General features: G+C 71.7%; 26 protein-coding genes. 20 read left to right on the forward strand and 6 right to left on the reverse strand.

What is annotated here, in order from left to right; genetic code table 11:
- Window positions 1-166 precede the first annotated feature (166 nt).
- From VQH23_RS05770 to VQH23_RS05820, 11 genes are all read left to right on the forward strand, one after another.
- Window positions 167-1126, forward strand: coding sequence for a tripartite tricarboxylate transporter substrate binding protein (locus VQH23_RS05770; RefSeq protein WP_338664675.1), 960 nt, complete (start codon window positions 167-169; stop codon window positions 1124-1126).
- Window positions 1123-2094: a tripartite tricarboxylate transporter substrate binding protein gene (locus VQH23_RS05775; protein ID WP_338664676.1), complete on the forward strand. Its 972-nt coding sequence runs from the start codon at window positions 1123-1125 to the stop codon at window positions 2092-2094. Before VQH23_RS05770 ends, VQH23_RS05775 begins: the two co-directional genes overlap by 4 nt.
- A gap of 5 nt (window positions 2095-2099) precedes the next feature.
- Complete coding sequence (locus VQH23_RS05780) at window positions 2100-2495, forward strand: OB-fold domain-containing protein (protein ID WP_338664677.1); 396 nt, start codon at window positions 2100-2102, stop codon at window positions 2493-2495.
- Window positions 2492-3640 (forward strand): thiolase family protein, encoded by a 1149-nt coding sequence (locus VQH23_RS05785; RefSeq protein ID WP_338664678.1) that lies wholly within the window; start codon window positions 2492-2494, stop codon window positions 3638-3640. The genes VQH23_RS05780 and VQH23_RS05785 overlap by 4 nt, the downstream gene beginning before the upstream one ends.
- A gap of 11 nt (window positions 3641-3651) precedes the next feature.
- On the forward strand, window positions 3652-4446 hold the full coding sequence (locus tag VQH23_RS05790) for an enoyl-CoA hydratase-related protein (RefSeq protein WP_338664679.1): 795 nt from the start codon (window positions 3652-3654) through the stop codon (window positions 4444-4446).
- Window positions 4447-4455: 9 nt separating this feature from the next.
- Window positions 4456-5271 (forward strand): SDR family NAD(P)-dependent oxidoreductase, encoded by an 816-nt coding sequence (locus VQH23_RS05795; RefSeq protein ID WP_338664680.1) that lies wholly within the window; start codon window positions 4456-4458, stop codon window positions 5269-5271.
- 11 nt (window positions 5272-5282) lie between these two features.
- On the forward strand, window positions 5283-6299 hold the full coding sequence (locus VQH23_RS05800) for a nitronate monooxygenase (RefSeq protein ID WP_338664681.1): 1017 nt from the start codon (window positions 5283-5285) through the stop codon (window positions 6297-6299).
- On the forward strand, window positions 6296-7816 hold the full coding sequence (locus VQH23_RS05805) for an AMP-binding protein (protein WP_338664682.1): 1521 nt from the start codon (window positions 6296-6298) through the stop codon (window positions 7814-7816). The genes VQH23_RS05800 and VQH23_RS05805 overlap by 4 nt, the downstream gene beginning before the upstream one ends.
- A 71-nt stretch (window positions 7817-7887) precedes the next feature.
- On the forward strand, window positions 7888-8847 hold the full coding sequence (locus VQH23_RS05810) for an MBL fold metallo-hydrolase (RefSeq protein ID WP_338666060.1): 960 nt from the start codon (window positions 7888-7890) through the stop codon (window positions 8845-8847).
- Between the two features lie 475 nt (window positions 8848-9322).
- On the forward strand, window positions 9323-10240 hold the full coding sequence (locus VQH23_RS05815) for a tripartite tricarboxylate transporter substrate binding protein (protein ID WP_338664683.1): 918 nt from the start codon (window positions 9323-9325) through the stop codon (window positions 10238-10240).
- Window positions 10240-10686: a hypothetical protein gene (locus VQH23_RS05820; protein ID WP_338664685.1), complete on the forward strand. Its 447-nt coding sequence runs from the start codon at window positions 10240-10242 to the stop codon at window positions 10684-10686. Before VQH23_RS05815 ends, VQH23_RS05820 begins: the two co-directional genes overlap by 1 nt.
- A 31-nt stretch (window positions 10687-10717) precedes the next feature.
- On the opposite strand, the gene VQH23_RS05825 is transcribed toward VQH23_RS05820, so the two are convergent.
- Both VQH23_RS05825 and VQH23_RS05830 read right to left on the reverse strand, forming a co-directional pair.
- Window positions 10718-10876 carry a hypothetical protein gene (locus tag VQH23_RS05825; protein WP_338664686.1) on the reverse strand — a complete coding sequence of 53 codons (159 nt, stop codon included), beginning with the start codon at window positions 10874-10876 and terminating at the stop codon, window positions 10718-10720.
- A 189-nt stretch (window positions 10877-11065) separates the two neighbouring features.
- Window positions 11066-11833 (reverse strand): IclR family transcriptional regulator C-terminal domain-containing protein, encoded by a 768-nt coding sequence (locus tag VQH23_RS05830; RefSeq protein ID WP_338664687.1) that lies wholly within the window; start codon window positions 11831-11833, stop codon window positions 11066-11068.
- A gap of 126 nt (window positions 11834-11959) precedes the next feature.
- Between VQH23_RS05830 and VQH23_RS05835 the strand changes: the two genes are divergently transcribed.
- The 5 genes from VQH23_RS05835 to VQH23_RS05855 are packed head-to-tail and all read left to right on the forward strand — an operon-like array spanning window position 11960 to window position 16763.
- Window positions 11960-12952, forward strand: coding sequence for a tripartite tricarboxylate transporter substrate binding protein (locus VQH23_RS05835; RefSeq protein ID WP_338664688.1), 993 nt, complete (start codon window positions 11960-11962; stop codon window positions 12950-12952).
- Window positions 12953-12966: 14 nt separating this feature from the next.
- Window positions 12967-14247 (forward strand): aromatic ring-hydroxylating dioxygenase subunit alpha, encoded by a 1281-nt coding sequence (locus tag VQH23_RS05840; protein WP_338664689.1) that lies wholly within the window; start codon window positions 12967-12969, stop codon window positions 14245-14247.
- Entirely contained in the window at window positions 14247-14711 is a 465-nt protein-coding gene (locus VQH23_RS05845) for an aromatic-ring-hydroxylating dioxygenase subunit beta (protein WP_338664690.1), read from the forward strand. The genes VQH23_RS05840 and VQH23_RS05845 overlap by 1 nt, the downstream gene beginning before the upstream one ends.
- Window position 14712: 1 nt before the next feature.
- Complete coding sequence (locus VQH23_RS05850) at window positions 14713-15735, forward strand: 2Fe-2S iron-sulfur cluster-binding protein (RefSeq protein ID WP_338664691.1); 1023 nt, start codon at window positions 14713-14715, stop codon at window positions 15733-15735.
- A complete protein-coding gene (locus VQH23_RS05855; RefSeq protein WP_338664692.1) occupies window positions 15732-16763 on the forward strand; it encodes a 4-hydroxythreonine-4-phosphate dehydrogenase PdxA in 1032 nt (343 codons plus the stop codon). The genes VQH23_RS05850 and VQH23_RS05855 overlap by 4 nt, the downstream gene beginning before the upstream one ends.
- Before the next feature lie 496 nt (window positions 16764-17259).
- Here the strand turns inward: VQH23_RS05855 and VQH23_RS05860 are convergent, their stop codons facing one another.
- On the reverse strand, window positions 17260-18024 hold the full coding sequence (locus VQH23_RS05860) for a DNA polymerase III subunit epsilon (RefSeq protein WP_338664693.1): 765 nt from the start codon (window positions 18022-18024) through the stop codon (window positions 17260-17262).
- Window positions 18025-18140: 116 nt separating this feature from the next.
- Between VQH23_RS05860 and VQH23_RS05865 the strand changes: the two genes are divergently transcribed.
- A complete protein-coding gene (locus VQH23_RS05865; protein ID WP_338664694.1) occupies window positions 18141-19640 on the forward strand; it encodes a cation:proton antiporter in 1500 nt (499 codons plus the stop codon).
- A 370-nt stretch (window positions 19641-20010) separates the two neighbouring features.
- Here the strand turns inward: VQH23_RS05865 and VQH23_RS05870 are convergent, their stop codons facing one another.
- Complete coding sequence (locus tag VQH23_RS05870) at window positions 20011-20952, reverse strand: LysR family transcriptional regulator (RefSeq protein ID WP_338664695.1); 942 nt, start codon at window positions 20950-20952, stop codon at window positions 20011-20013.
- A 121-nt stretch (window positions 20953-21073) separates the two neighbouring features.
- Here VQH23_RS05870 and VQH23_RS05875 point away from each other — a divergent pair, with 121 nt between their 5' ends.
- Genes VQH23_RS05875 through VQH23_RS05885 form a run of 3 tightly spaced genes read left to right on the forward strand, consistent with a single transcriptional unit; the run spans window position 21074 to window position 22758 of the window.
- Entirely contained in the window at window positions 21074-21904 is an 831-nt protein-coding gene (locus VQH23_RS05875; RefSeq protein ID WP_338664696.1) for an enoyl-CoA hydratase/isomerase family protein, read from the forward strand.
- Between the two features lie 24 nt (window positions 21905-21928).
- Window positions 21929-22321: a nuclear transport factor 2 family protein gene (locus tag VQH23_RS05880; RefSeq protein WP_338664697.1), complete on the forward strand. Its 393-nt coding sequence runs from the start codon at window positions 21929-21931 to the stop codon at window positions 22319-22321.
- A gap of 20 nt (window positions 22322-22341) precedes the next feature.
- Window positions 22342-22758 (forward strand): carboxymuconolactone decarboxylase family protein, encoded by a 417-nt coding sequence (locus VQH23_RS05885; RefSeq protein ID WP_338664698.1) that lies wholly within the window; start codon window positions 22342-22344, stop codon window positions 22756-22758.
- Between the two features lie 161 nt (window positions 22759-22919).
- On the opposite strand, the gene VQH23_RS05890 is transcribed toward VQH23_RS05885, so the two are convergent.
- On the reverse strand, window positions 22920-23903 hold the full coding sequence (locus VQH23_RS05890; protein WP_338664699.1) for a tripartite tricarboxylate transporter substrate binding protein: 984 nt from the start codon (window positions 23901-23903) through the stop codon (window positions 22920-22922).
- 44 nt (window positions 23904-23947) lie between these two features.
- Window positions 23948-24910, reverse strand: a complete 963-nt coding sequence (locus VQH23_RS05895; protein ID WP_338664700.1) for a tripartite tricarboxylate transporter substrate binding protein — start codon at window positions 24908-24910, stop codon at window positions 23948-23950.
- Between the last annotated feature and the right edge of the window lie 32 nt (window positions 24911-24942).

The following is a 24942-nucleotide window of genomic DNA, read 5'->3' on the forward strand; positions in this document are numbered from 1 at the left end:
CCATCCCGCTTCGCGACACGTGATGGCCGCACCGGGCCGCCGGTGCAAGCCGGACCTTAACCCGCGTCATTTGAGTTGACTTGAAAGTCACTTCTAATACCATGAGGTCACTAGTTGGGTTAAGGTCCAGCCGTGGCCAACGCGGCGGACCGACGGAGGATCGTCCATGTCCACCCCGCGGCGCGCCGCCCTGGCACTCGCGCCCCCGCTGCTGGTCGCCCGGCGCTCCTCCGCGCAGGCGCAGGCCATCCGCGCGGTCTGCGGCTCCTCCCCGGGCAGCATCACCGACCTGATCGCGCGCATCGTGCAGCCCGGCCTGGCGCAGCGGCTCGGCCAGCCCGTGGTGGTGGACAACCGGCCCGGCGCGGGCGGCAACATCGCCGCCGAGTTCCTGGCGCGCGCCGCGCCGGACGGGGCGACCATCATGGTCACCTCCGGCGGCATCCTGACCCTGAACCCCTACCTTTACCGGGACCTGCCCTTCGATCCCGTGCGCGACTTACGCTTGGTCTCCCGCATCACCGCCGGCGGCTTCCTGCTGGCCGTGCCCGCCTCCATCGGCGTCACGGAGGTGGACGGGCTGATCGCCCATCTGAGGCGCAAGGGCGAGGCGTCGAACTACGGCTCCCCCGGCATCGGTTTCGCCATGCATGTTGGGGCGGAGGTCTTCCTCAACGCGATCGGTGCCAGGGTGACGCACGTGCCCTATCGCGGCAGCGCGGCCGCCATCAACGCCCTGGCCGCCGGAGAGGTCGATTTTCTCTTCGACAGCCGCGGGCCGCTGCTGCCGCAGCTGCAATCCGGCGTGGTCCGGGTGATCGCGAATGGCGGTTCCCTGCCCGACCTCGCCTATCCCGATCTCCCCCGCCTGTCCGACCGCTATCCGGAGGTGGTGGTGCAGAGCTGGACCGCGATCGTCGCGCCCGCTGCCCTGCCGGAGCCGCTGCTGCGCCGCCTGGACGACGCCATGCGCGCGACGCTGGAAGAGCCGGAGGCGACGGCCCGGCTGCGCGCCGTCGGCAACGGCCCCGCCTATCTCGGGCCGGAGGCCTTCAGGCAGTTCTTCCAGGAGGAGCGCGCCCGCGCCGCGCGCGGCGTGGAACTGGCCGGGATCCGCCCGCAATGAAGGCCTCCCGACGCCGTCTCCTCGCCGCCGCGGCGCTGGCGCCCTTCGCCCCGCGCCCGCTGCACGCCCAGGGTTTTCCCGCGCGCCCGATCAAGCTGCTGGTCGGCTTCGCGCCCGGCGGCGCTACGGACATCGCCGCCCGCCTGCTGCAGCCCCTGCTGGGCGAGGCGCTGGGCCAGACGATGGTCGTGGAGAACCGCTCCGGCGGCGGCGGCAACGTGGCGACCGACCTGCTCACCCATGCGGAGCCAGACGGCTACACGCTTATGCTCGCCAGCCCCGGCCAGCTCGTCGTGAACCCGCTACTGGACCCGAAATTTACCTTCGACGCCGCACGGAATGCGACCGCAATCGGGCAGATCACCAGCAGCCCGCTCGTCCTCGTCGTGCCCGCGAACTCTCCTTACCGCGATGCCCGCGCGCTGATCGACGCGGCCCGGGCCAGGCCGGGGAAGATGAACTACGCCTCCGCCGGCGTCGGCAGCTCCATGCACATCGCGGGCGAGATGCTGAAGGCCTATGGCAGGCTGGACATCACGCACGTGCCCTACCGGGGCAGCGGCCCCGCCGTCACGGACCTGATCGCGGGCGGAGTGGACTTCATGATCGACAGCGTTTCCACCACCACGGCGCATGTCCGCAACGGCGTGCTGCGGCCGCTCGCCCAGACCGGCGCCGAGCCCTTCCGCGAAATGCCTGACGTGTCGCTGCTGAAGGAGATTGTGCCGGGCGTGGTGGTCACCACCTGGCTCGGCCTCGTCGGGCCAGCCCGCCTGCCATCGCCCGTCGTCGCGCGCCTAGCGGACGCGCTGCGAGGCACCGTGGAGGGCCCGGTCTTCACCACGCGGATGAGGGACCTCGGCAGCCAGGCCTACTGGGCCGGCCCCGGGGACTTCGCCGCCCATCTCGCCGCCGAGCGGCAGCGCGCGGCGGAGGTGATCCGCCGCGCCGGAATCCGACTGGAGTAGGTGCATTGGACCTCCGCGACCCTACCCTCTACGCGCCATCGGGCGCGGGCGACGGCGCCGCGCTGCTGGCGCTGCGCGATCCCGCCACGGGCGCGCTCGCCTTCCCGCGCACGCCCTACGGCATCGGCGGGACCGGCACGCCGGCCGAGGCGGCTGAACCCGTGGAGCTGAGCGGGCGGGGCGAGGTGCTGATCTGCGTCACCGTCCACCAGCCGCTCTCCCCCGGCATGAAGGTGCCGCTGCTCGTCGCCCGGCTGCGGCTGGAGGAGGGCATCGTGCTGGACGGCGTTCTCGAAGGCACGGAGGAGCCTGCACCGGGGACGAGGGTACAGGCGGTGCTGGTGCCAGAGGAGCGGGAGGGCGGCCCCGTGCTCGCCTGCCGCTTCCGGGTGGCGTCATGAGCGGGCTGGCCTCCATGCGCCCCGTGCGCGCCGTCGGCATCGGGATGCACCCCTATCAGTTCCCGACGGAGACGCCCTACCTCGCGCTCGGCCTGACCGCGCTGCGGGAGGCGCTGGCGGATGCCGGGCTGCAATGGCTGGACGTGACCTTCGCCGCCATCGGCACTGGCGCCATCGGCATGGCCGCAGGGCGGGTGATGCTGCGCCACATCGGCTCCACGGGGCTGGAGGTGATGCAGGTGGAGAACGCCTCCGCCTCCGGCTCCACCGCTTTCCGCACGGCCTGCCTGATGGTGGCCAGCGGCCAGCATGAGATCGCGCTGGCGCTCGGCGTGGACAAGTTCGGCAGCGGGCAGCGCGCGGCCCAGAAGGACGGCATTCCCCGCCTGACGCCGGCGGCGGAGATCCCGGCGGTGAAGTTCGCCCTGATGGCCCGCGCCTGGCGCGACCGCTACGGGCTGACGCGGGAGGATCTGGCCCGCGTGGCCGTGAAGAACCACGGCAATGCCGCGCGCAACCCCTTCGCCCAGTTCCGCAAGCCGCGCACGCTGGAGCAGGTGCTGAACAGCAATCCCGTGGCGGGCGACCTCACCTCCCTGCAATGCACCCCGCGTGGCGAGGGCGCGGCGGCCGTGATCGTGGCGAGCGAGGACGCGATCCGGAAGCACGGCCTGGACCGCAGCCGCGCCATCCGCGTCCTCTCCTCCGTCTCCTCCTCCGAGCACGCCGTGGCCGATGAGGGCTGGAGCCTGGTCGAAATGGTGCAGCGCTCCGGCCTCTCCGCCCTGGCCGCGGCCGGGGTGGGCATGGAGGAGATCGACATCATCGAGCTGCACGACGCCTTCACCATCGAGGAGATCGTCTATGCCGAGGCGCTCGGCCTCTGTCCGCTCGGCGAGGGCGCGGCGCAGTTGCGCGAGGGCAAGTGGGACATCGGCGGCGGGGGCTGCGCGGTGAATCCATCCGGCGGGCTGCTGGGCATGGGCCATCCCATCGGCCCGACCGGAGCGGGACAGATCGCCGAGATCGTCCGGCAGCTTCGCGGCGAGGCGGAGGGCCGGCAGCATCCCGGCGCGCGCACGGCGCTGGCGCACATGATCGGGCTGGGCTCCGTGGCCGTCGGCCACGTGCTGCAGCGGGACTGAAGGGGGGGCGGATGCGCGAGGAACTGGGAACGCTGATCTACGAATCGGCGGACGGCGTCGCCGTGATCACCCTGAACCGGCCGGACCGGATGAATTCCATCGGCGGCACAATGAAGGAGGACCTGGCGACCGCCTTCTTCCGGCTGGCCAAGGAGGATGCGGGGCTGCGCTGCGCCATCCTCACAGGCGCGGGGGAGCGCGCCTTCTGCGCCGGCGCCGATATCAAGGAACGGGCGGAGCTGCGCCGCACCGGGCCGGAATACTTCATGGCGCAGAAGGCCACGCACGCGCTCATCCGCGGCATGATGGAGTTCGAACGACCGCTGATCGCCGCGGTCAACGGCGTCGCGCTCGGCGGCGGGATGGAGTTGGCCCTCACCGCAGACATTCGATACGCCGTCGCCCACGCGAAGATGGGCTTACCGGAGGTGCGCTTGGGCGCCATCCCCGGCGCCGGCGGCACGCAGACCCTGCCGCGCGCGGTGGGCGCGAGCACCGCGAAGGAGCTGATGTTCACTGCCGAGCACATGACGGCGGAGAAGGCGCTCGCCATCGGGCTTGTGAGCAAGGTGGTGGAGAGCGACGTGCTCGGTGCCGCTATGGAGACGGCGCGCCGGATCGCGGAAATGCCGCCGCTGGCCGTGGCCTTCGCTAAGCGCGCCGTGAACGCGGGCATGGGGGGCGGCATCGATGCCGGCTTCGAGTTCGAGCGCTACGCCGCCGGCATGCTGACCGACAGCGAGGACCGGCGCGAGGGCTTCCGCGCCTTTGTCGAGAAACGCAAGCCCGTCTATGTCGGGCGCTGAGGGTACACCATGGAACTGAATCTCAAGGGCAAGGTCGCCCTCGTTACCGGCGGCGGTCAGGGCGTCGGCCGCGCCATCTGCAAGGAACTGGCGGCGGAGGGGGTGAAGATCGTCGTCAACGACCTCTTCCCCGAGCGCGCCGAGACGGTCGCGAAGGAGATTCGCGACGCGGGCGGTGAGGCGGTGGCCTCCCCCGGCGACATCACGAAGGCGGATTCCGTGAACGCGCTGGTGGCGAAGGGCCGGGACGCTTTTGGGCCCATCACCATCCTCGTGAACAACGCGGGCGTCACGCCGGAGCGCCGCGCGAAGGGCGGCATGCCCCCCACCTTCATCGAGACGCCCGACCGCGAGATGCACCAGACGGTGGAGCTGAACGTCTACGGCACCATGTATTGCTGCCGCGCCGTGCTGCCCGACATGGTCGGCGAGAAATGGGGCCGCATCATCTCCATCGCCTCCGAGGCGGGGCGCGTAGGCGAGGCGCGGCTGGCCGCCTATTCCGGCGCCAAGGCCGCGATCATCGGGCTGACGAAGGCGCTGGCGAAGGAGCACGGGCGGGACCGCGTTACCGCCAACGTCGTCGTCCTCGGCGCCGTCTCGCACGAGGGGATCGCGCCGAACCAGGCCACCAGCGCCGATGCCACGCCGGAGAACAACGAGCGTCTGGCGAAAATGCTGAACGCCTACCCTTCTGCCAAGGGTCTCGGCCGGCTCTCCCGCCCGGAGGACGTCAGCGGCATCGTGGCCTTCCTCGCCTCCGACCGCGCGGCCTTCGTTACCGGCCAGCATGTCGGCGCGAGCGGCGGCTACGCGATGCCCTGAGAGGAACGGCCATGCACGAACCCGTCTTCCGCACGCGCGTCACGGAGCTGTTCGGCATCTGCCACCCGATCCTGGGCGGCGGGCTGATGTGGCTCTCCGATGCGCGCTACGTCGCCTCCATCGTGCGGGCGGGCGGCATGGCCTTCCTCACCCCGCGCTCCTTCCCCGGCCCCGGCGCCTTCGCGCGGGAGCTCGTGCGCTGCCGCGAGATGTGCGAGGGCCTGCCCTTCGGCGTGAACCTCAACGTCTCCCGCGTGGAGAACCACAACCTGCACCTGGACGAGTGGCTGGACCTCTCCCTCCGCGCCGGGGTCCGTCACTTCGAGACGGTGGGACGCGCCCCGGGCGACCTGATACACCGCATCCACGCCGCGGGCGGCATCGCGATCCACAAGTGCCCGCTGCTGCGCCACGCGCTGAACGCGGAGCGCGCGGGGGCCGATGCCATCACGATCATCGGGCGAGAGGCGGGCGGCCATCCGGGAAATGCGGAGCTCTCCTCCTTCGTCGTCGCGCCGATGGCCGCGCGCACGCTCAGCGTGCCGCTGGTGATCGGCGGTGGCATCGGGACCGGCGACAGCATCCTGGCCGCGCTGGCCGCCGGGGCAGAGGGTGTGCTGCTCGGCTCCCGCCTACTGGCTGCCGAAGAGGTCTGGGCCCACCCTGCATACAAGGAGCGGATCGTCGCGGCAGAGCAGGAATCCTCCGTCCTCACCTTCTCCGGGAACCACCCCATGGGCGCCTGGCGCGTGCTGGAAAACGAGACCGCGCGCGAGGTGCTGCGGCGCGAGGCCGCCGGCGCCCGCGGCCACGCGGAATTTGCCGACCTCGTCGGCGGCACCAAGTCGCGCGACCACGCCTACTGCAACGGCGAGGTGGAGCACGGCATGCTCTCCTGCGGCCCCGCTGCCGCCTTCACGGGGGCGGTGGAGCCGATGGAGACGATCATCGACACGCTGATGGCGGAGGCCGTGGCGGCCCGCGGACGCCTCGCCCGCCTCGTCGCGATGGACGCGGTGAACGCATGAGCCAGGCGATCGTCTTCGGCGCCGCCACGACTGACGGCGACGCACTGCGCGGGCGGGCCGACCGCGCCGCTTCCGGCCTCGCCGCGCTCGGCATCGCACCGGGCGAGCGGATCGCCGTGATGATGCGGAACGAGCCCTCCTATCTCGAGGTAATCCTAGCCGCGGACCGCCTCGGCGCCGCGCTGGTCGCCATAAACTGGCATTTCCGCGCGGACGAGGCCGCGCACATCCTCACCGACAGCGGCGCGCGCGTGCTCGTCGTTCACGCCGACCTCCTGCCGGGGATTGCCGCATCGGTGCCGCCCGGCGTGGTGGTGATCGCGGTGCCGACGCCGCCCGAGGTCCTGGAGGCCTACGGCATCGTCGCGCGCCCCGCCGCCCCGCCCGATGTGCTGGACTGGCCGGGCTGGCGCGACGCGCATCCGCCCTGGACGGCACCCGCCCCGCCCTCCCTGGGCATGATGCTCTACACCTCCGGCACCACGGGGCGGGCCAAGGGCGTGCGCCGCCTTCCCGGCACGCCGGAGCAGCACGATTCGGCCCGGCGCATCCGCAACCTCGTGGGCGGCGCCCGGCAGGGCATGCGCACCGCGGTTGTTGGCCCGCTCTATCATGCCGGCCCCGCCTCCAGCGCGCGCGTGGCGCTGGCCCAGGCCGAGCTGATCGTGGTGATGCCGCGCTTCGATGCGGAGGATCTGCTGCGCGCGATCGAGAGGCACCGGCTGACCCACCTCGCCCTCGTGCCGATCATGCTGGTGCGCCTGCTGAAGCTGCTGGAGGCCGTTCGCAGGCGCTACGACCTCTCATCGCTGGAGGGCGTCACCCATGGCGGCTCCGCCTGCGCGCCAGAAGTGAAGCGGGAGATGATCGGGTGGTGGGGGCCCATCCTGTCGGAGACCTACGGCTCCACCGAGGTCAGCCTCATCGCCTCCTCGCGCTCGGAGGAGTGGCTGAGGTACCCCGGCACGGTCGGGCGCGCCCTGCCCGGCACATCCATCCGCATCCTCGACGAGGAGGGCCGCGTGCTGCCACCCGGGCAGCTCGGTGAGATTTACGTCGATTCCGGGCCGAACGCCCTGCCTTTCACTTACCACAATATGCCGGAGGAGCGGGCGCGGGTGGAGCGGGACGGGCACGTCACCAACGGCGATCTAGGCTATCTGAACAAGGAGGGTTACCTTTTCGTCACCGACCGCAAGCGGGACATGGTGGTCTCCGGCGGGGTGAACATCTACCCCGCCGAGATCGAGGCCGCGCTGATCACCCACCCCGGCGTGCTGGACTGCGCCGTCTTCGGCGTGCCGGACCCGGAGTACGGGGAGGCCCTGGTGGCGGCCGTGCAGCCGCGCCCCGGCGCGACACCCGCGGCGCAGGACATCCGCCATCACTTGCGGGAACGGCTGGCAGGCTACAAGGTCCCGCGGAAGGTCTGGCTGGTGGACGAGATGCCGCGGGACAGCATGGGCAAGGTCTTCAAGCGCCGCCTGCGCGAGGCTTATGCCGGCGTGGCGGCGTGATCCATCCCGAGCCGGGTCGGCCACGTCCGGGTGTGGCCGTGGAGGTTGCGCCCGGGCTGCGACGCGTCTGCATGCCGCTCCCCGGGCCGCCGTCCCACGTGAACTGCTGGGTGGTCGAGGACGGGGATGGCTGGCTTCTCGTCGACACCGGCCGGAGCGACGAGCCCACCCGCGAGCTGTGGCGGGAGATTTTCGCCACCTCGCTCGACAACCGGCCCATCACGCGCGTCCTCGTCACCCATTTCCACCCCGACCATGTCGGGCTGGCCGGCTGGATCTGTGCCGAACGGGGCGTGCCCCTCCTCATGCCGCGCAGTGAATGGCAAAGGACGCGCATCCTGCTGATGGAGGACGAGGCGGAACTGACCGCCCTGTTCATCGATCTCCAGCGCCGCGCCGGCGCCACGCCGGACCACTTGGCGTGGCTGTGGGAGGAGGGCTTCACCTATGGCCGCAGTGTCGGTCCCTTGCCCCGGACCTATCAACCCATCGGTGAAGGCGATCTCCTCCGCACAAGGGGGCGGAAATGGCGGGTGCGGATCGGTGCCGGCCATTCGCCGGAGATGGCCTGTCTACACGACGAGGCGGGCCGGCTCCTGATCTCGGCCGACCATATCCTGCCCCGGATTTCGCCCCATGTCGGGCTTCAGCCCACCGAACCTGATGCGGACCCGCTCGGCGTCTTCCTCGCGGCCCTGGAAAGCTTTTCGCGGATCCCGGCGGACACGCACGTGCTTCCCTCCCATGGCGAACCCTTTCACGATCTTCACGGCCGCATAGCGGCTCTCCGGCAGCATCACGAGGTGTCCCTGGCGCGGTTGGCCGCTGGGCTGACCGATCGGCTGACCCCCGGCCTCACGGCAATGGACGCCCTGCCTCTGCTCTTCGGCCGATCCTTCACGGGGCGGCAACTCACCTTCGCCCTTGCGGAATCTCTGGCCCACCTTGCCCTTCTGGACAGCCGCGGACGCGCTCGGCGCCGCCAGACTCCCGAAGGCGTCTGGCGTTTCGAGAAAGGCGCCACGCGATAGTTTTCAGGTTAGATCCCTCACGCCGCATGGTCAGGAGCCGGTGCAGGTCGAAGGGGCAGGAGCGGTCGGTCGCTATCCCCGCGAGTGCCGCCTGGTGGTTGGCCGCCGCAGCGTCGCGCAGGCGCCGGGCGAGGATCTTGGCGCCCGCGAGGCTGATCGCCCGCCCCCGTCCTGCGGGTTTCGCCGGGGCCGAGAACGCGTACCAGGCCGGGCGGATAGCCCTGCTCCAGCCCCGCCCCTACCTCTCATCGGCCCACCGTCGCGTCGCGCCAGCCCTATCCTGCCCGCCGGACTGCACCCCACAGGTCGAGCAGTCGGGCCGGGCTGTCCCTGGTGATCCTGGCTCCAGCGCGCGTAAGCAGCTCCTTCTTCATCGACGATCTGGCGAGCCGGGAGAGTGGAGGCATGGTCCTTGCTCGATCGGATGGCCATGATCCCCCGCCGTTCCCTCCTTGCCATCCTTGCATCGTTCCCGTTGACCGCCGGGGCTCAACCCACCTGGCCCAGCCGCCCCGTCCGCTTCATCGTTGCCTTCCCGCCAGGGGGCACCAGCGACGTGCTGATGCGCCTCCTCCAGCCCCGCCTGTCGGAGGCGCTCGGCCAGCCGATCGTCATCGAGAACCGCCCGGGGGCTGGCACTGTCATTGGGACCGACGCCGCAGCCAAAGCCCCGCCTGACGGTTACACCTTCCTCAACGTCGCCAACTCCTTCACCATCAACGCCACCCTTCTCCGCAACCCGCCCTTCGACGCCCGGCGCGACTTCCGCGGCATCGCTTCCCTCGGCTTCAACCCGCACGTCCTCGTCGTCACCCCCGGCTTCGCACCGAAGAACCTTGCCGAACTCGTGACCGCCGCCCGAGCCGAACCCGGCCGCCTCTCCTACGCCTCCATTGGCAACGGCACCTCGCCGCACCTCGGCGGCGAGAGCTTCAAGCTCGCCGCTGGGCTCGACATCCAGCACGTGCCCTACCGGGGCGGCCCGCCCGCCCTCGCCGACGTCATGGCCGGAACCGTGCCGATGACCTTCGCCAACCTGCCCGAGGCCATGCCCCTGATCCGCGAGGGCCGCCTGCGGCCAGTCGCCCTGTCGGACTCTCGCCGCAACCCGCTCCTGCCGGACACGCCCACCTTCGACGAGGAGGGCATCCCCGGCGTGGCTTCCAACTCCTGGTTCGGCATCGTGGGGCGCGCCGACATCCCGCAACCCATTGCCGATCGCATGCACGGCGCGGTTACCGCCCTGCTGACCGATCCCGAGATTGCTGCCCGCTTCGCCGGGCTCGGCGTGGACCCCCGCCCGATGCCGCGTGAGGCTTTCGACGAGGTGCTGCGCTCGGAATTTGAGCGCAACGCCCGTATCGTCCGCAGCGCAAACATTTCGGTCGACTGATGCCCGCTCCTCTCTTCCCCCGTCCTGTCGAAGTGTTCGGCATCCCGGAGGGCCATGTCGGCCTCGTGGTGAATGGCGGCCTTATGCGCGGCATGCGCGCTGCGTCCCGCATGACCGCGGCCGGTGCCGTCTTCATCCGTGATGTTTCAACGGCCCCGGTCTACCGCCTCTGGTCTATCCTGGACCGTCACCCCGGGATGATCCGCTTCACGGCGGGCGGCGCCGCGATCTCTGCCGAGCTCTACGCGGTCCCTCGGGTCACCTTCCCCCAGGTGGCCGAGGAGGAAGCTCCCGGCCTCAGCGTCGGTCGCGTCCTGCTGGACGACGGCAGCTCTCCCCTCGGCGTCATCATCGAGCCCTGGCGCGTGGAGGGCATGGAGGAGATTACCCACCACGGCGGGTGGCGCGCCTATGTCGCGCACAAAGGCATCCCCCAGAACACCTGACCAGGACTCGCTCGCTCATCTGCGTAGGGACTTATGGCGTCGCCCCCCGGGCCAGCCAGTGTGCGGCGATGTCACGGCGGCGGGCGACCCAGAGGCCGGGTGTGCGGGCGGCGTGCGCCAGCACCGTCTCCAGCCCCGGCATGCGCCCGGGGCGGACGATGAGGCGCAGGTGCAGGCCGATCGAGAGCATCCGGCCCGGGCCGGGTTGGGACCTTGATGATTGCGCAGCCCGGCGCGCCAAGCATGGACTCTCTCATTAGGGCCGCAATGCAGAGAGCACATCGGCGCCAATCCAGAACTTGCCAGGCGCGTGCTCCCGAGACGGCCTGGCAGTCGATAGCGGCCACGGCTTGTCCGACATGCCGGTGCGGCGCAGCGCTCAAAGGTGGACGGAAAGCCGTCGCGCCCCGTCAAGGATGAGTGGCAGCAGATCGCGCTCGGCTTCCTGCAAGCTGCGCCGGCTCGGCTGCGTGCTCACGCTCATTGCCGCCACGACCCTCCCTGACAGGTCCCGCACAGGCACGGCGAGAGAGAGAAGCCCCAGTTCCAGCTCCTCGTCGCAGGCGGCGTAGCCGGCCGTCCGGGCCCGCTCGATGCGGGCCCGCACCTCCTCCGGCGCCGTCGCGGTATGGCGGGTCAGCGGCTCGAGGCGCACCGCGCCGAGGTGGGCGGCAATCGCGTCCACGGGAAGGCCGGCAAGCAGGACGCGCCCGGTGGCCGAGCACCAGGCGGGCAGGCGCGAGCCGATTCCCGGCCCGACCGACACCATCCGGTGCGGCGCCGATCGCGCGACGAAAACCGTGTCCGCGCCATCGAGGATCGCGAGGGAGATCGCCTCTCCCGCCGCCTCCTGGACCGCCTCGAGGACCGGCTGGGCGAGGCGCGGCAGCGGCGTCGCCGATAGAAAGGCGTAGCCAAGGCGCAGCATGCGCGGCTGCGGCGCGAAGCTGCGCCCGTCATGCGTGACATAGCCGAGCTCGAGAAGGGTCAGCAGGCAGCGCCGCGCCGTGGCCCGGGAAAGGCCGGTCCGGCGCGCGGCCTCCGCCAGGGTCAGCCGCGGCGCGCCCTCCCCGAAGCACTCGAGGATGGCGAGCCCTTTCGCCAGCCCCGCCATGGTCTCCTTACGCCCGGGATCCGCCTCGCTCATCACGTCCCTTCGCCGCCCCGCATTGACGACCTCTCGCTCCGCAGAGCAGAATGTTCGAAAATCAGCCATGTGTTCGTTATTCGAACGCAGATTGAGGGTCAAGGCTGGAGCGGGAGGAAGGCGAGCTTGGACACTCTGCACCGCCGTGGGCTTCTGGCGTGGCCGCTGCTGGCCACCCTTCCGTCGACGCCGGCTGCGGCCCAGGCGTCGGCGGGGAACGCGGCCTTCCCGAACAAGCCGGTCCGCATTATCGTCCCCTTCCCCGCCGGCGGGTCGAACGACATCTCGGCGCGGGTCGCGGCTGAGCAGCTCCGGGGCCTCTGGGGCCAGCCCTTCGTGGTGGAGAACCTCTCCGGCGCCGGCGGGAACGTGGGCACGGCGAACTTCGCCAGGGCCGAGCCCGACGGCTACACCCTGCTCGTCACACCGCCCGGCCCGCTCTCCATCAACCAATTCCTTTTCCGCGACCTCGGCTTCGCGCCGGAGGGCTTCGTGCCGGTCACGGTGCTCTGCGAGACGCCGAACGTGGCCATCGTCTCCACCGCCAGCGGCATCCGCACGCTCGGCGAGCTGATCGAGCGGGCCAGGGCGCGCCCGGAGACGCTCACCTACGGCTCCCAGGGGGTGGGGACCACCTCTCATCTCACCGCCGCGCTGTTCCAGGACCTGACCGGCACCAAGCTCGTGCACGTCCCCTATCGCGGCGAGGCGCCGGCAATGACGGACGTGGTGGGCGGGCGCGTGGACATGATCTTCTCCAACGTCACCGGCGCGCTGGCGCAGCACCAGGCCGGCCGCGTGCGGATGCTCGCCGTGGCCGACACGGAGCGCGCGCCGGAGATTCCGGACGTGCCGACCGCAGCGGAGGCGGGGCTTCCCGGCTTCCAGTCCACCGCCTGGTTCGCGGCCGTCGCCCCCGCCGGCACCCCCGCCCCCATCGTCGCGCGCCTCTACGAGGGCCTGTCCCAGGTGCTGCGCTCGCCCGAGGTGCAGCGCCGCTACCGCGAGCTGGGCGCCGCCGTGGTGGGCGGCACGCCGGCCGAGACCGCCGCCTTCGTGGCGGCCGAGCGCACGCGCTGGGGTGCCCTGGTGCGGCGCGCCAACGTCACCGTGGAATGAGGGGAACCACCGCCATGCCCGACCACAACCCCCCGGCGGCCGCGCTTCCCCCCGGCCTCGCTGCCCCGCCCGAGGTGCCATGGCCCGAGGGGCTGACCCGCGTGCCCTACTGGGTCTTCCAGCGCGAGGACGTGGCGGCGCTGGAGCAGACCCAGGTCTTCCGCGGCGAGACCTGGAACTATCTCTGCCTTGAGGCGGAGATCGCCAACCCCGGCGACTACCGCGCCACCACCCTCGGCGGCGTGCCGATCCTGGCGGTGCGGGACCATGACGGCGAGATCTACGCCTTCGAAAACCGCTGCGTGCACCGCGGCGCCCTCATTGCGCTGGAGGATTTCGGCCACGCGCGGGAGTTCACCTGCGTCTACCACGCCTGGAGCTACGACCTGCAGGGCAACCTGAAGGGCGTGGCCTTCAAGGACGGCATCAACGGCCAGGGCGGCATGCCCGAGTGCTTCCGCATGTCCGAGCACTCCCCGCGCAAGCTCCGCACCGCCGTCGTTCACGGCCTCGTCTTCGCCTCGGCCTCCGACACCGTGCCGCCGATCGAGGAGTACCTTGGCGACGAGATCATGGAGCGCATCGGCCGGGTGCTGGGCGGGCGCGAGGTGGAGGTGATCGGGCGCTTCACCCAGGAGCTGCCGAACAACTGGAAGCTCTACGTGGAGAACCTGCGGGACAGCTATCACGCCTCCCTCCTGCACCTGTTCTTCACCACCTTCGAGCTGAACAAGCTGAACATGAAGGGCGGCCTCATCGTCTCCGAATCCGGCGGCAACCACGTCTCCTACTCCGCCATCGACCGCGAGGCCGAGGCGAAGGCCGCGAACGACTACGCCGCGCAGAACATCCGCTCCGAGAGCGACTACCGCCTGAAGGACCCCAGCGTGCTGGAGGGCGAGGACGAGTTCGGGGACGGGGTGACCCTGCAGATTCTCTCCGTCTTTCCGGGTTTCGTCCTGCAGCAGATCCAGAACGCGCTGGCCATCCGGCAGGTGGTGCCGCGCGGCGTGGGGCGGACGGACCTGCACTGGACCTATTTCGGCTTCAAGGATGACAGCCCGGCGCTGCGGAAGATGCGCCTGAAGCAGGGCAACCTCGTCGGCCCGGCCGGCTACGTCTCCATGGAGGATGGCTGCGTCGGCGGCTTCGTGCAGCGCGGCGTGGTCGGCGCCTCCGACCGGCACGCGGTGCTGGAGATGGGCGGGACGGACGCGGCGAGCACGCGCACCCGCGCGACCGAGGCCTCCGTCCGCGGCTTCTGGAAGGCCTATCGGGCGTGCACGGGGCTCTGATGAGGATCACCGAGATCATGGCGGCGCAGGCGCGCTACGCCCGCTGCATCGACACGGACGCGCTGGAAGCCTGGCCGGACTTCTTCACCGAGGACTGCCTCTACCGGATCACCACGGCGGAGAACCACCGCCTGGGCTATGCCGCCGGAATCATCTGGGCGGACAGCCGCGGCATGCTGGAGGACCGGGTGGCCGCCCTTCGCGAGGCGAACATCTACGAACGCCATTCCTACCGCCACGTCCTCGGCCTGCCCTTGCTGGAGGAGGAGGGGCCGGAGGGCGTGCGGAGCGAGACGCCCTTCCTCGTCGCCCGCATCATGCGGGACGGTGCGACCGACCTCTTCGCCACCGGCCGCTACCTCGACCTCTGGCGCATGGACGAGGCGGGCGCGCCGAAGCTCGCGGAGCGGCTCGTCGTCTGCGACAGCTCGCGCACCGACACGCTGCTGGCGCTGCCGCTCTAGCATGGAGTGGACCGTCCAGGTCGCCCACAGCGACCACCGCTTCCCCTGCGCCCCGGAGGAGACGATCCTGGAGGCCGCGCAGCGCGCCGGGCTGGAGATCCCCTATTCCTGCCGCAAGGGCGTCTGCATCACCTGCCAGGGCAAGGTCTCCGCCGGCGCGGTGGAGTCCTCCGGCACCGTGCGCTCCGCCGAGGAGGGCGGGACCTTCGACGCGCTCTTCTGCGCCTCGCGCCCGCGCTCGGACGTTACCATCGCCCCGCGCCGCGTCTCGCGCCCCCTCGGGATGGGCCATCCGCGGGAGGTGACGGCGCGCGTGTTCCGCAAGCAGCTCGTCGCGCCCGGCGTCACGCGGCTGCACCTGCGCTTCCCCATCGGCCAACGCGTCGCCTTCAAGGCGGGGCAGTACATGGACGTGCTGCTGCCGGGCGGCGAGCGACGTTCCTACTCCATGGCGAATTCCCCGGCCGAGGCGGACGGGGTGCAGATGCATGTCCGCATGCACCCCGGCGGCGCCTTTTCGGACGCGCTGCTGGCCGGGCTGCAGCCCGGCGATGCGCTGCGCCTGAAGATGCCCTACGGCGAGGTGGAGCCGGACGGGCGCGACCCGCGCCCCCTCCTCCTTCTTTCGACCGGCACCGGCTTCGCCCCCGTCGCCTCCATCCTGGAGGAGGCGGTGCGCCGCCGATGGGTGCGCCCCCTAATCCTCTACCGCGGCGGCCGCCGGCCGGACGACCTCTACCTCCCCGAGCTTCCCGCCCGTTGGGCCCGGCGCCTGCGGAACTTCCGCTACATCCCCGTCCTCTCACAGCCCGATCCCTCCTGGGCCGGGCGCACCGGCCGGGTGCCGGCGGCCGCGGCGGCCGATCATCCGGCCATGTCGGGGCTGCAGGTCTATGCCTCCGGCAGCCCCGCCATGGTCGCCTCGGCCCGCGAGTCCTTCACCAAGCTGCACGGCCTGCCGGAGGCCGACTTCTTCGCCGACGCCTTCATCCCCTCGACCCAGCCCGGCGCGGAGGCCGCATGAGCGCCGCACCGCGCCGCCGCATCGCGCTGACGATCGGGGATCCGAACGGCATCGGTCCGGAGATCGCGGTCAAGGCCGCTGCCCTCGCCGCCCTTCGGCCGGACGGCCCGGTCCCCGTGCTCGTGGGCGACCCCGGGCCGATCCGGCACTACGCCGCCCGCCACGCGGAGGGCCTGCCGATCCGCGCGGAGCCCGCGGCCTGGCGGGACGGGGGCGGGCTGAACATCGCCCCCGTGAGGGCGCTGCCGGACGGCGCCTTCCGGCCGGGCCAGGTCACGGCGGAGGCCGGGGCGGCCACGGTGGCCTATGTCCGCGAGGCCCTGTCCCTGGTCGGCGCCGGCGAGGCCGGGGCGATCATCGGTTGCCCGCACTCGGAGACGGCGGTGGCCGCGGCCGGGATCCCGTTCAGCGGCTATCCCGGCCTCATCGCGGACCTGACGGGCGTCTCCCACGACGAGGTCTTCATGATGCTCGTCGGAGGCGACCTGCGGATCGTCCACGCCACCCTGCACGAGCGGCTGCAGACCGCGCTGGAGCGGGTGACGCCGGAGCTCGTCGCCGCGGCCGCCCGCGCCGCCCACCGCGTCCTGGCCGGCTGGGGCATCCCCGAGCCGCGGATCGGCGTCTTCGGCCTCAACCCCCATGCCGGCGAGGGCGGGCTGTTCGGCACCGAGGATTCCCGCGTGACCGAGCCCGCCGTGGCGGCGCTGCAGAGGGAGGGCATCCGCGCCGAGGGCCCGGCGGGCGCTGACGTTCTCCTCGCCGGCCGGGCCATGGACGCCTATGTGGCGATCTACCACGACCAGGGCCACATCCCGATTAAGTTGCTGGCGCCGAGGCGCGCCTCGGCCCTGTCCATCGGCGCGAAGGTGCTCTTCTCCAGCGTCGGCCACGGCAGCGCCTTCGACATCGCCGGCCAGGGCATCGCCGATCCGGGCGCCGTCATGGCCACGCTGGCCCTTCTGAACGGTTGCGGGCATGACGGACCGGCGCCCGGAGCCGCGATTTCCCGGCACCACGGACCGTAGCGAGCGCGTCGATGCGGCCATGTGCGCGCCCGCTTCGCTCGGATCGGCCGGCAGGTGCCGGATGAGCATAGGGCGCGGGGAGCAGCGGCAACGCCCTTGTCCTTTCCGCTTCCATGGACCAGGCCGGGGACGAGCAGCTCGGACGCTGCGCCTCTGCCTGGGCGTGCATAAGCGCCCAACCAGGCCCTCCAACAATCGGCTGCAAGTCACCGATCTTCGAACGCGTGTTGGCTGCCGCGCGGGGTCCCGGTCGGCGCCGATTGGAACCCTGTTCTCACGTCGGCTTTCTGTGTGAATCAACACGATCGGTGGACTTCAAGCAGGGCTTCGATTCACCGCTTCCCACAGGCGTCCGGGGATCAAGGGCTGATCGGCTCCTCAAGCAGCCTCAACGCCATGAACACTTCCGGAGGACGTCACGGAGGCACCGCAGTGTCTCTCGCTGAAGGATCGCCCCTGGGAGAACGGCTGAGTAGGACTGCCTCGCAGGGCAGGGTCACACATCGAGGCGCGGCTGCTCCGGCGCGCCCAATCCCTCGCCGCGGCGCGCCAGCTCCGTCCGCGCCGTGAAGAGCATGTCCCCGTTCCGCCCGAACGTCCCGTCCAGCACGCGCGCGAGCTGCACCTCGTCCAGCTCGTCCCAGCGCCGCCCGCGAAGGGGCCCGCTCGGCACGCGCACCAGCAGCGCCGGCTCCACCGACCAGGCCAGCAGCCGGTCTAGGCCCGCCAGCGCCAGCATGTCGCGCAGGTGGTGCGCCGTCACGTAGGCGTCGGGCCCGGCCCGGTGGGCGGGCAGCCCCGTCGGGCGATCCAGCCCCGCCGGGCGGCGCCAGTAGCGCAGGCCCTGGTTGGAGTGGGTCGGGGCGTCCGGCCAGACCCGCAGGGCGCATTTCCACGTGCAGATCCAGCGCGCCCGCCCGCTCAGGGCCGGCGCGCACCAGCGCTGCTCGAACGCCGCGCGGTGAGCCGCGAGCGCGAGCGCGTGCCCGCCGCGCAGGATCGCCGGGGCCACCTCGGCCCAGGGCCGTGCTTCTGCGACGTCCTCGTCCACGATGTGGTGGATGGCCGAGGTGACGGCGGAGATCGGGAAGTCCGGGCGCACGAGCAGGGACCTCGGGCCGCCATCCAGGTCCCAGCTGCCATCGGCTCCCCGCGCCAGATCCTGCCAGCCGATCTCCACCACACCGCCATTGGCGAAGCTGTCACCGGTCGTTTCGAGGTCGATGACGCGCAGGCGCGCCGGCGGCGCTGGACTTTCCATCATAGCCCTCATAACCGACGACGAGGCCCCGGGTTCGACCCGAGAACCGGCAGCGTCCGGCCCGGGGTAACGAGGTCGCCCCGCGCACGTTCCGTCCGCGTACAGGGGCGAGGGACATGGGATCTGTCGAGTTCGTGGCCCTCCTCCTCGCGGGGATCGGGCCGTTGCTGGCCCTGTCGCACCTGCTGGGCGTGCCGGCGACGGTGGTCCTGTTCGGCACCGGCCTCGCCATCGGCCTCCTGCCCGGCGACGTGCCGGTGAAGGTGGACCCGGACCTCGCCATCTGGCTCTTTCTGCCCCCGGTCATCTACGCCTCCGCGGTCCGCATCACGCCGCACCTGCTGCGGCACGCGCTGCTGCCGGGGGTGGCCGTCGGCGGCGCGCTCTCGCTGGCCACCGTGCTCGGCGTCGCGGCCGCCGTGCACTTCTTCCTCCTTCCGGGCCTTCCGGTGACCGCCGCGCTGGTGCTCGGCGTTGTCGCGGCGCTCTTCGACACGCGGCTGTTCCAGGAGGTGAAGGGTGTCCCGCGCGTGCCCCGCGCCCTGGCCGACGCTCTCAAGGCGCGCGAGATGGCCTCCCGCGTCGTGGCGCTCACCGCCCTCGCCATCATCGCCTCCTCCGTCCGCGAGGGCGGGCCACCGGGGATGGGGGAAGGGGCGCTGCACGTTGCCTGGGCCCTGCTCGGCGGGGCCGCCGCCGGCCTGGGGATCGGCCGCGCCGTCCTCTGGCTACGCGACCGAACGGGGCCGGCGCCGGCCGAGATCGCGGTCTCCCTCGCCACCCCCTATCTCGGCGCCCTCGCGGCCCGGAGCCTCGGCCTCTCGCTCGCGGTGACGGTCATCGCCGCGGCGCTCGCCGTCTCCGCCGCGCGGGTGGACACCCGGACCGGGGAGGCCCGCTCCTCCGCCGAGGCGCGGATCTCCGGCATGGCGTTCTGGGAGGAGGCGAGCCTGCTCGTCTCCTCCATCCTGTTCCTGCTGGCCGGGCTGGCGGTGCCGGACGCCCTCGGCGATCTCGGGGGCTGGTCGCCGGCCACCGCGGTCGCGGCGGCCGGGGGCATCCTCCTCCTCGTCCTTCTCCTCTCCTGGCTCGGCTCCGCCCTCTCGACGCGGCTGCCACCCGTGCGGGAGGCGCTGGCAGGGGAGGACGCGGCCGGGCGCGCGGCCGCGGCGGGCGTGATGGCCTGGGCCTCCACCCGCTCCGTCCTCGGCCTCGTCGTCGTGCTCTCGGTGCCCGCGGCCTGGCCGGACGGGACCCCGGTCGCGGAGCGCGGCCTGCTGCTCGTCGTCGCGGCGCTCGTCGTGCTCGGCTCCGTCGGCGTCCAGGGCTTCACCCTGCGGCGCGCAATCCGTGCGGCGGCGCTGCAGGGCAGCGGGGACGCGAAGGGGGAGGAGGCGCGTGCGCGCGGCGCCGCGACCGAGGCGCGAGAGCGGACCACGGGCGAGGACGCCGCGCACCCGGAGGGGATCGCGGCCGAGCGGCGCGTCCTGGTGGAGATGCGGGAGAAGGACGAGATCGGGGACGAGGCGCTGCACAACCTCCTGCGCGAAGGGGATCTGCGGAGACGGGCGGCGGAGGGTGACGCCGAGCCCGGCGCGCCGCCTCCGAAGCCCTGAGCAACGCCCGGGCCTACCCGCCCGCCGAAAGTTCAGGTCGGAACGCGAGGCCGTGCAGGGCCGCCTTGTCCGCCACGTCCGGGAACCCGAAGTCTTCCAGCCCCGCGCGCGTCACGTGATCCGCAAGCGCCCCAGTCGCGCTCCTTCGCTCCGTCCGTCACGGAGCAGCGGCGCGGGTGGGAGGGTAATCCCGAGCCAGACCGTCCGGTGCGCGCCCAATCCGGCCATTCGCGCGACCTTGTCGACTTCCGAATAGCGGAGATCATCCACCCCGGGCGGCATACAGGCGCTCGGAGGGGGTGATTGGTCACTCCGGCTCCGAGCGCTGACAGGTTGATCGCGGGCGTTCAAGCCAGCGTCAGCGCTGGTCTCATCGAAGTACGCCAGGATGGAAACGTCTCATGGGTTCGCTTGACAGGGCAGCCCCTTGATCGCCCGGTACTTTGCGGAGGAAGGCAACAACAGCGCGAGTTGCAGCGCTCGTGTGACGGTTGCGATGGTAGTAGGCGAAGAACCCGTCATAGGGTGGCGACCAGTCTTCAAGGAGCGGGATGAGTTGGCGCGCCTCGATCCAGGGCCGCAAGCGATGCTCGACCCAGAGCGCGATGCCGAGGCCCCGCACGGCCGCCCGCGCGGCGGCACCCCGGTCGCTCAGGATCAGGGGCCCGTCCACCGCCACCGCGATCTGCTCGCCGTTCTTCGCGAACTCCCAACGATAGGGAGCGGCGCCGGTCTGCTGGCGCCAGCCGATGCAGCGGTGGCGGGCGAGATCGCGCGGGTGTGCTGGCGCCTCGCATGTCGCGAGATAGCTCGGCGCCGCCACCGCGATTTGGCGCAGTTGCGGCCCGAGCGGAAAGGCGACCGTTTCCTCGCTGACGAACTCGCCGAGCCGCACCCCGATATCGACGCCCTCCCCGACAATGTCGCTGAACGCGTCCTCTACCCGGATGTCGAGTGTGACGCGGGGAAGGGCGGCGTGGAGCGCGACCAGCTGCGGCTCGATGAGATCCTCGTAGGCGACGCGCGGTACGACCATCCGCACGACGCCCACTGGGGCGCCGCTGCCGCCACGAATCTCCGCCGCGGCCGCGTCGATCTCCTCGAAGGCTCGGTTCAGCCGGGTGAGCAGCCGTTCGCCCATCTCGGTCGGTGAGACGCGACGCGTGGTGCGGTGGAACAGCTGGACGCCGACCCGATCTTCCAGCCGCCGCACGATCTGGCTCATCGCGGACGGTGTGAGCCCCAGCGCGCGAGCGCCGCCGTTGAAGCTGCCGGCACGGGCCACGGCGCGGAAGGCCTCGAATTCGTGCAAGGGAACGGAGGACATGGAGCCGCCATTACCCGTCCCCGGGCGCATAATCCATGAAAGAATAGGTCGATTATTTGCGGGCATGCGCGGCGTCACCTCCAGACCGTCACCAGGGAGTTCCGCCATGCCGGCCGACACCAACACCTTTCGCCGCAGCGACGCCGCGGGGGTCGCGCGCATCGTGTTCGACAACCCGCCACTGAACCTAGTCACTCCGGCGATGATCGGAGAGCTCACCCGCCTGTTCGACGGGCTCCGGTCCGACACCGCGACGCGGGTGGTGGTGTTCGATAGCGCCGACCCGGTCTTTTTTATCGGGCATGCCGACCTGACCCTCTTTCTGGAGCCCCGCGACGCGGTGCCGCCGAAAAGCGCGACGCTGAACCCGCTCCAGAACCTGCTGGAAACGCTGCGCACGCTGCCGCAGGCGACGGTCGCCATGCTCGACGGCCGGGCGGTCGGCATCGGGCCGGAGTTCCTGACCTCCTGCGACATGGCCTTCGCCTCCGACCGGTCCGTGCTGTTGCAGTTCGAGGCGGCGATGGGCGTCGTCCCCGGCGCCACCGGTTCGCAGCGCCTGCCGCGCCTGCTCGGCCGGATGCGGGCGCTGGAGGTGATACTCGGCTGCGACGAGATTCCGGCTGACCTCGCCGAGCGCTACGGCCTGATCAACCGGGCCTTTCCGCAGGCGGAGCTCCGCCCCTTCGTGGAGCGGCTGGCGCGCCGCATCGCGACCTTCCCGGCTAAGGCCATCACGCTGAACAAGGTCGCGGTGGACGCCGCCGACGGCCAGCCCCTGCACCAGGGTCTGCTGGAGGAAGCGCACGCGCTGAACCAGGCGCTGGTCGGCGGCGAAGCGCAGCGGCGCATGAAGGCCTTTCTCGATCTCGGCGCGCAAACGCCCGAGTTCGAACGGCAGCACTTCGCCGCCGCGCTCGACAAGCTCCAGGCCTGAACCGCCGGCAGGAAAGGCACGACCATGACCCACCCCACCCCCGCCGAGGTCATGCAGAAGCTGGCCGACGGCATCTCGGCGGATCGCTGGCAGGAGCTGCACCTCCTCTACGCGCCGGACACCGTGGTCCGCCACCCGATCGCGCGTGACCGCTCGGCACGGCTCGAAGGACGCGCCGCGCTGAAGGAGCATTTCGAACGCTTCTTCGCCACCGGCGTGAAGCTGCGCGCGACCCCGATCCGCTTCATCGAAACCACCGACCCCGAGCTGATCGTCGGCACCTTCACCTACCACGGCGAGAACGGCTTCGGGATGGATCGCTTTGACCTCGAGGCCTGCTTCATCTGGCACGTGCGGGACGGCCTCGTTGTGGACTCGATCGACTATCTCAGCCCGCCCGTAGCGCCCCGCGACTGAACCCGAGGAGATCCGAGCGCATGACCGACACTATCGACATGGCGCAGACCACCGCCGAGCGCGTCGCCCGCGGCAAGGCGATCGTGGCCGAGCTGACCAACGGCGCGCCGCAACCACACTCCCTCGATGCCCTGGCGCGCGACTTCCCGTTCCTGTCCAACGCCGTCAACGCTTTCGCGGTGGGCGAGATCTTCGACCGGACGGTGCTGGACGTGCGCACGCGCCAGCTCGCCCTCTGCGCCGCCTTCGCTGTGCTCGGGTTGACCGACTACATCAAGATCCACGCCGGCTACGCCCTCAATCACGGGGCGACCGAGGACGAGGTCAAGGAGATCGCCAACCTCGTCATCATCCCGGGCGGCTTTCCGCGCGCCATCATGGCTTCGCAAGCGATTGGGGAACTCCTCGCGTCGAGGCAAGTACCTGACAGTGCATAGAAAAAGGGGGCTGCTTTCGGGAACGGGCTCAGCGCGTGTCAATGTCATGAAGAAATAGGGAGCGGCCCAGGGCCGCCCGCCCCGGATGGCCGCTTCGCCATACACTCCGACCGAAAGCAAAAATTCTGCTCCCGGGCAAGGGGCGACGCGGGCGCCGGGCCCTACCGGGCGAGGTTCATCTCGCGCAGGAACGAGGCGGCGCCGCGGTGCTCCGCCTCCAGCCTGGAGCCGAAAGCCGCGGCGTCGAGCGGCGGCGCGATCTGGCCGGTATTGGACGCCATGGTGCGGTAGGCCTCGCTCCCCACCGCGTCCAGGCACGCGGCCTCGAGCCGCCGCAGCGCCGGCTCCGGCATTCCCCTCGGCGCCATGAGGCCGCCGAAGCCGCGCCAGTCCACCGGGAAGCCGAGCTCCTTCAGGGTCGGGACCTCCGGCAGGCTGGGCTGGCGGTCGTCGGCGACGACGGCCAGCGGTCGCAGGTCCGTGCCGCGGATCGTGGCATAGGTGGGCATGGAGAAGGCGAGCGCGCCCGACTGCGTGTCCAGGATCATCTGGGGGGAGCTGCGATAGGGCACCGGGGTCATGCGGGCGCCGGCCCGCCGGGCGAGCTCGAGCGCGACGAGGTTGCCCACCGTGCCCGGGCCGGCGTCGCCCCAGGTCAGCTCCTCCGGCCGGGCGCGGCCGGCCGCCAGCAGGTCCCCGAGCGTGCGGTGGGGCGAGTTGGCCGGAACGGCCACCACAAAGATGTTCTCGAAGGTCTGGCAGACCGGCTGGAGCGCGCCCCAGGCATAGGGCAGGCCCGGCACCAGGAACGGCAGGGTCGTGAGCATGCCGGAGGGGCCGAAGTAGAGCGTCGCGCCGTCCGGCCGGGCGGAGGCCGCGGCGGCGGCCCCGACCGCCCCGCCGCCGCCGTCGCGGTTCAGCACGACCACGCTGGCGCCGCCGCCGAGCGACGCCCGCAGCGCCTCCGCGAAGGGCCGCGCCATGATGTCCACCACGCTACCGGCGGAGAAGGGAACGATCAGGGTGACGGCGCGCGGTGCGCCGTCCTGCGCCCGGGCCGGGGTGGCCGCCGTTGGCAGGGCAGCGATGGCGGCCATGGCCGCGGCACCGAGAAACCTGCGGGTCGTCATCCTGCGGGTCGTCATGCTTGTCTCCTCTCCGCGCCCCTGTTCCGGGGCATGCTCTCCGGTCAGCGGGCCGGCTCGATGGCCCGCAGAAGCTCGGCCTTCTCCGCGACGTCGCGCGCCAGGCGATCGGCGAAGGCGGCGGCGCCGGCGTGGTAGGCGGCGGGCTGCAGCGCCCGGCGGGCGGCGGCGCGATAGACGTCGTCCGCCGCCACCTCGGCGCAGGCGGCCTCCAGCCGCGCGATGCGCTCCGGCGGCGTGCCGGCGGGCGCCATCAGCCCGCCGAAGCTCGTGGGCGCCACGTCGAAGCCCTGCTCGGCGGCGGTCGGCACATCGGGGAAGGCGGGGTTGCGGGCGGTGTCGAACACCGCGAGCAGCCGCATGTCCGTGCGGCCGGAGGCGGAGCCGAGCACGATGGCGGCGAAGTCGATCCGCCCGGCCAGCGCGTCCGTCATCACCGCGCCGTCGCCGCGGTAGGGCACGTGCGTCACCTCGATCCCCGCCGCGCGCGCCCATTGCAGGATGGCGAGGTGCGGGATGGAGGCGATGCCGAGGGATCCGTAGGTCACGGCGCCCGGCGCGGCCTTCGCGGCCGCGACGAGGTCTGCGAGGTTCCGCAGCGGGGAGTCCGCCCGCACCGCGACCGCCTGGGCGTTGGCGAACATCTGGCAGACCGGCCTCAGCGCCTCCGCCCGCAGGCCGGAGTTCGGCTGCGTGACGGGCAGGACGGAGAGCACCAGCGCCGGGACGAAGGCGAGGGTGTAGCCGTCCGGCGCCGCGCGGGCGACGCCGAGCGTGCCGACGGCGCCCGCCGCGCCGTCACGGTTCACGACGACCACGGGCTGGCGGAGGCGCTGTTGCAGCCCGGCCGCCATGGCGCGCGCCATGAGGTCCGTCGCGCCACCGGCGGGATAGGGGTTCACCACCTGGATCGGGCGGGCGGGGAAGGCCTCCTGCGCGCGGGCCGGCGGGGCGGCCAGGGCCGGGGTGGCCAGCACCGCGGCGACGAGGCCTCGTCTTCCGATCATCTCTGTTCTCCTCCCCCCTGCCGCGTCGTCGC

This window comes from Pararoseomonas sp. SCSIO 73927, assembly GCF_037040815.1.
Taxonomy (GTDB): domain Bacteria; phylum Pseudomonadota; class Alphaproteobacteria; order Acetobacterales; family Acetobacteraceae; genus Roseomonas.

Coding starts and splice junctions, on each gene's coding strand:
- VQH23_RS05770 (WP_338664675.1), top strand. CDS start 167: ATGTCCACCCCGCGGCGCGCCGCCCTGGCACTCGCGCCCCCGCTGCTG.
- VQH23_RS05775 (WP_338664676.1), top strand. CDS start 1,123: ATGAAGGCCTCCCGACGCCGTCTCCTCGCCGCCGCGGCGCTGGCGCCC.
- VQH23_RS05785 (WP_338664678.1), top strand. CDS start 2,492: ATGAGCGGGCTGGCCTCCATGCGCCCCGTGCGCGCCGTCGGCATCGGG.
- VQH23_RS05790 (WP_338664679.1), top strand. CDS start 3,652: ATGCGCGAGGAACTGGGAACGCTGATCTACGAATCGGCGGACGGCGTC.
- VQH23_RS05795 (WP_338664680.1), top strand. CDS start 4,456: ATGGAACTGAATCTCAAGGGCAAGGTCGCCCTCGTTACCGGCGGCGGT.
- VQH23_RS05800 (WP_338664681.1), top strand. CDS start 5,283: ATGCACGAACCCGTCTTCCGCACGCGCGTCACGGAGCTGTTCGGCATC.
- VQH23_RS05805 (WP_338664682.1), top strand. CDS start 6,296: ATGAGCCAGGCGATCGTCTTCGGCGCCGCCACGACTGACGGCGACGCA.
- VQH23_RS05810 (WP_338666060.1), top strand. CDS start 7,888: ATGCCGCTCCCCGGGCCGCCGTCCCACGTGAACTGCTGGGTGGTCGAG.
- VQH23_RS05820 (WP_338664685.1), top strand. CDS start 10,240: ATGCCCGCTCCTCTCTTCCCCCGTCCTGTCGAAGTGTTCGGCATCCCG.
- VQH23_RS05825 (WP_338664686.1), bottom strand. CDS start 10,876: ATGCTCTCGATCGGCCTGCACCTGCGCCTCATCGTCCGCCCCGGGCGC.
- VQH23_RS05830 (WP_338664687.1), bottom strand. CDS start 11,833: ATGAGCGAGGCGGATCCCGGGCGTAAGGAGACCATGGCGGGGCTGGCG.
- VQH23_RS05840 (WP_338664689.1), top strand. CDS start 12,967: ATGCCCGACCACAACCCCCCGGCGGCCGCGCTTCCCCCCGGCCTCGCT.
- VQH23_RS05845 (WP_338664690.1), top strand. CDS start 14,247: ATGAGGATCACCGAGATCATGGCGGCGCAGGCGCGCTACGCCCGCTGC.
- VQH23_RS05850 (WP_338664691.1), top strand. CDS start 14,713: ATGGAGTGGACCGTCCAGGTCGCCCACAGCGACCACCGCTTCCCCTGC.
- VQH23_RS05855 (WP_338664692.1), top strand. CDS start 15,732: ATGAGCGCCGCACCGCGCCGCCGCATCGCGCTGACGATCGGGGATCCG.
- VQH23_RS05860 (WP_338664693.1), bottom strand. CDS start 18,024: ATGGAAAGTCCAGCGCCGCCGGCGCGCCTGCGCGTCATCGACCTCGAA.
- VQH23_RS05865 (WP_338664694.1), top strand. CDS start 18,141: ATGGGATCTGTCGAGTTCGTGGCCCTCCTCCTCGCGGGGATCGGGCCG.
- VQH23_RS05875 (WP_338664696.1), top strand. CDS start 21,074: ATGCCGGCCGACACCAACACCTTTCGCCGCAGCGACGCCGCGGGGGTC.
- VQH23_RS05880 (WP_338664697.1), top strand. CDS start 21,929: ATGACCCACCCCACCCCCGCCGAGGTCATGCAGAAGCTGGCCGACGGC.
- VQH23_RS05885 (WP_338664698.1), top strand. CDS start 22,342: ATGACCGACACTATCGACATGGCGCAGACCACCGCCGAGCGCGTCGCC.
- VQH23_RS05890 (WP_338664699.1), bottom strand. CDS start 23,903: ATGACGACCCGCAGGATGACGACCCGCAGGTTTCTCGGTGCCGCGGCC.
- VQH23_RS05895 (WP_338664700.1), bottom strand. CDS start 24,910: ATGATCGGAAGACGAGGCCTCGTCGCCGCGGTGCTGGCCACCCCGGCC.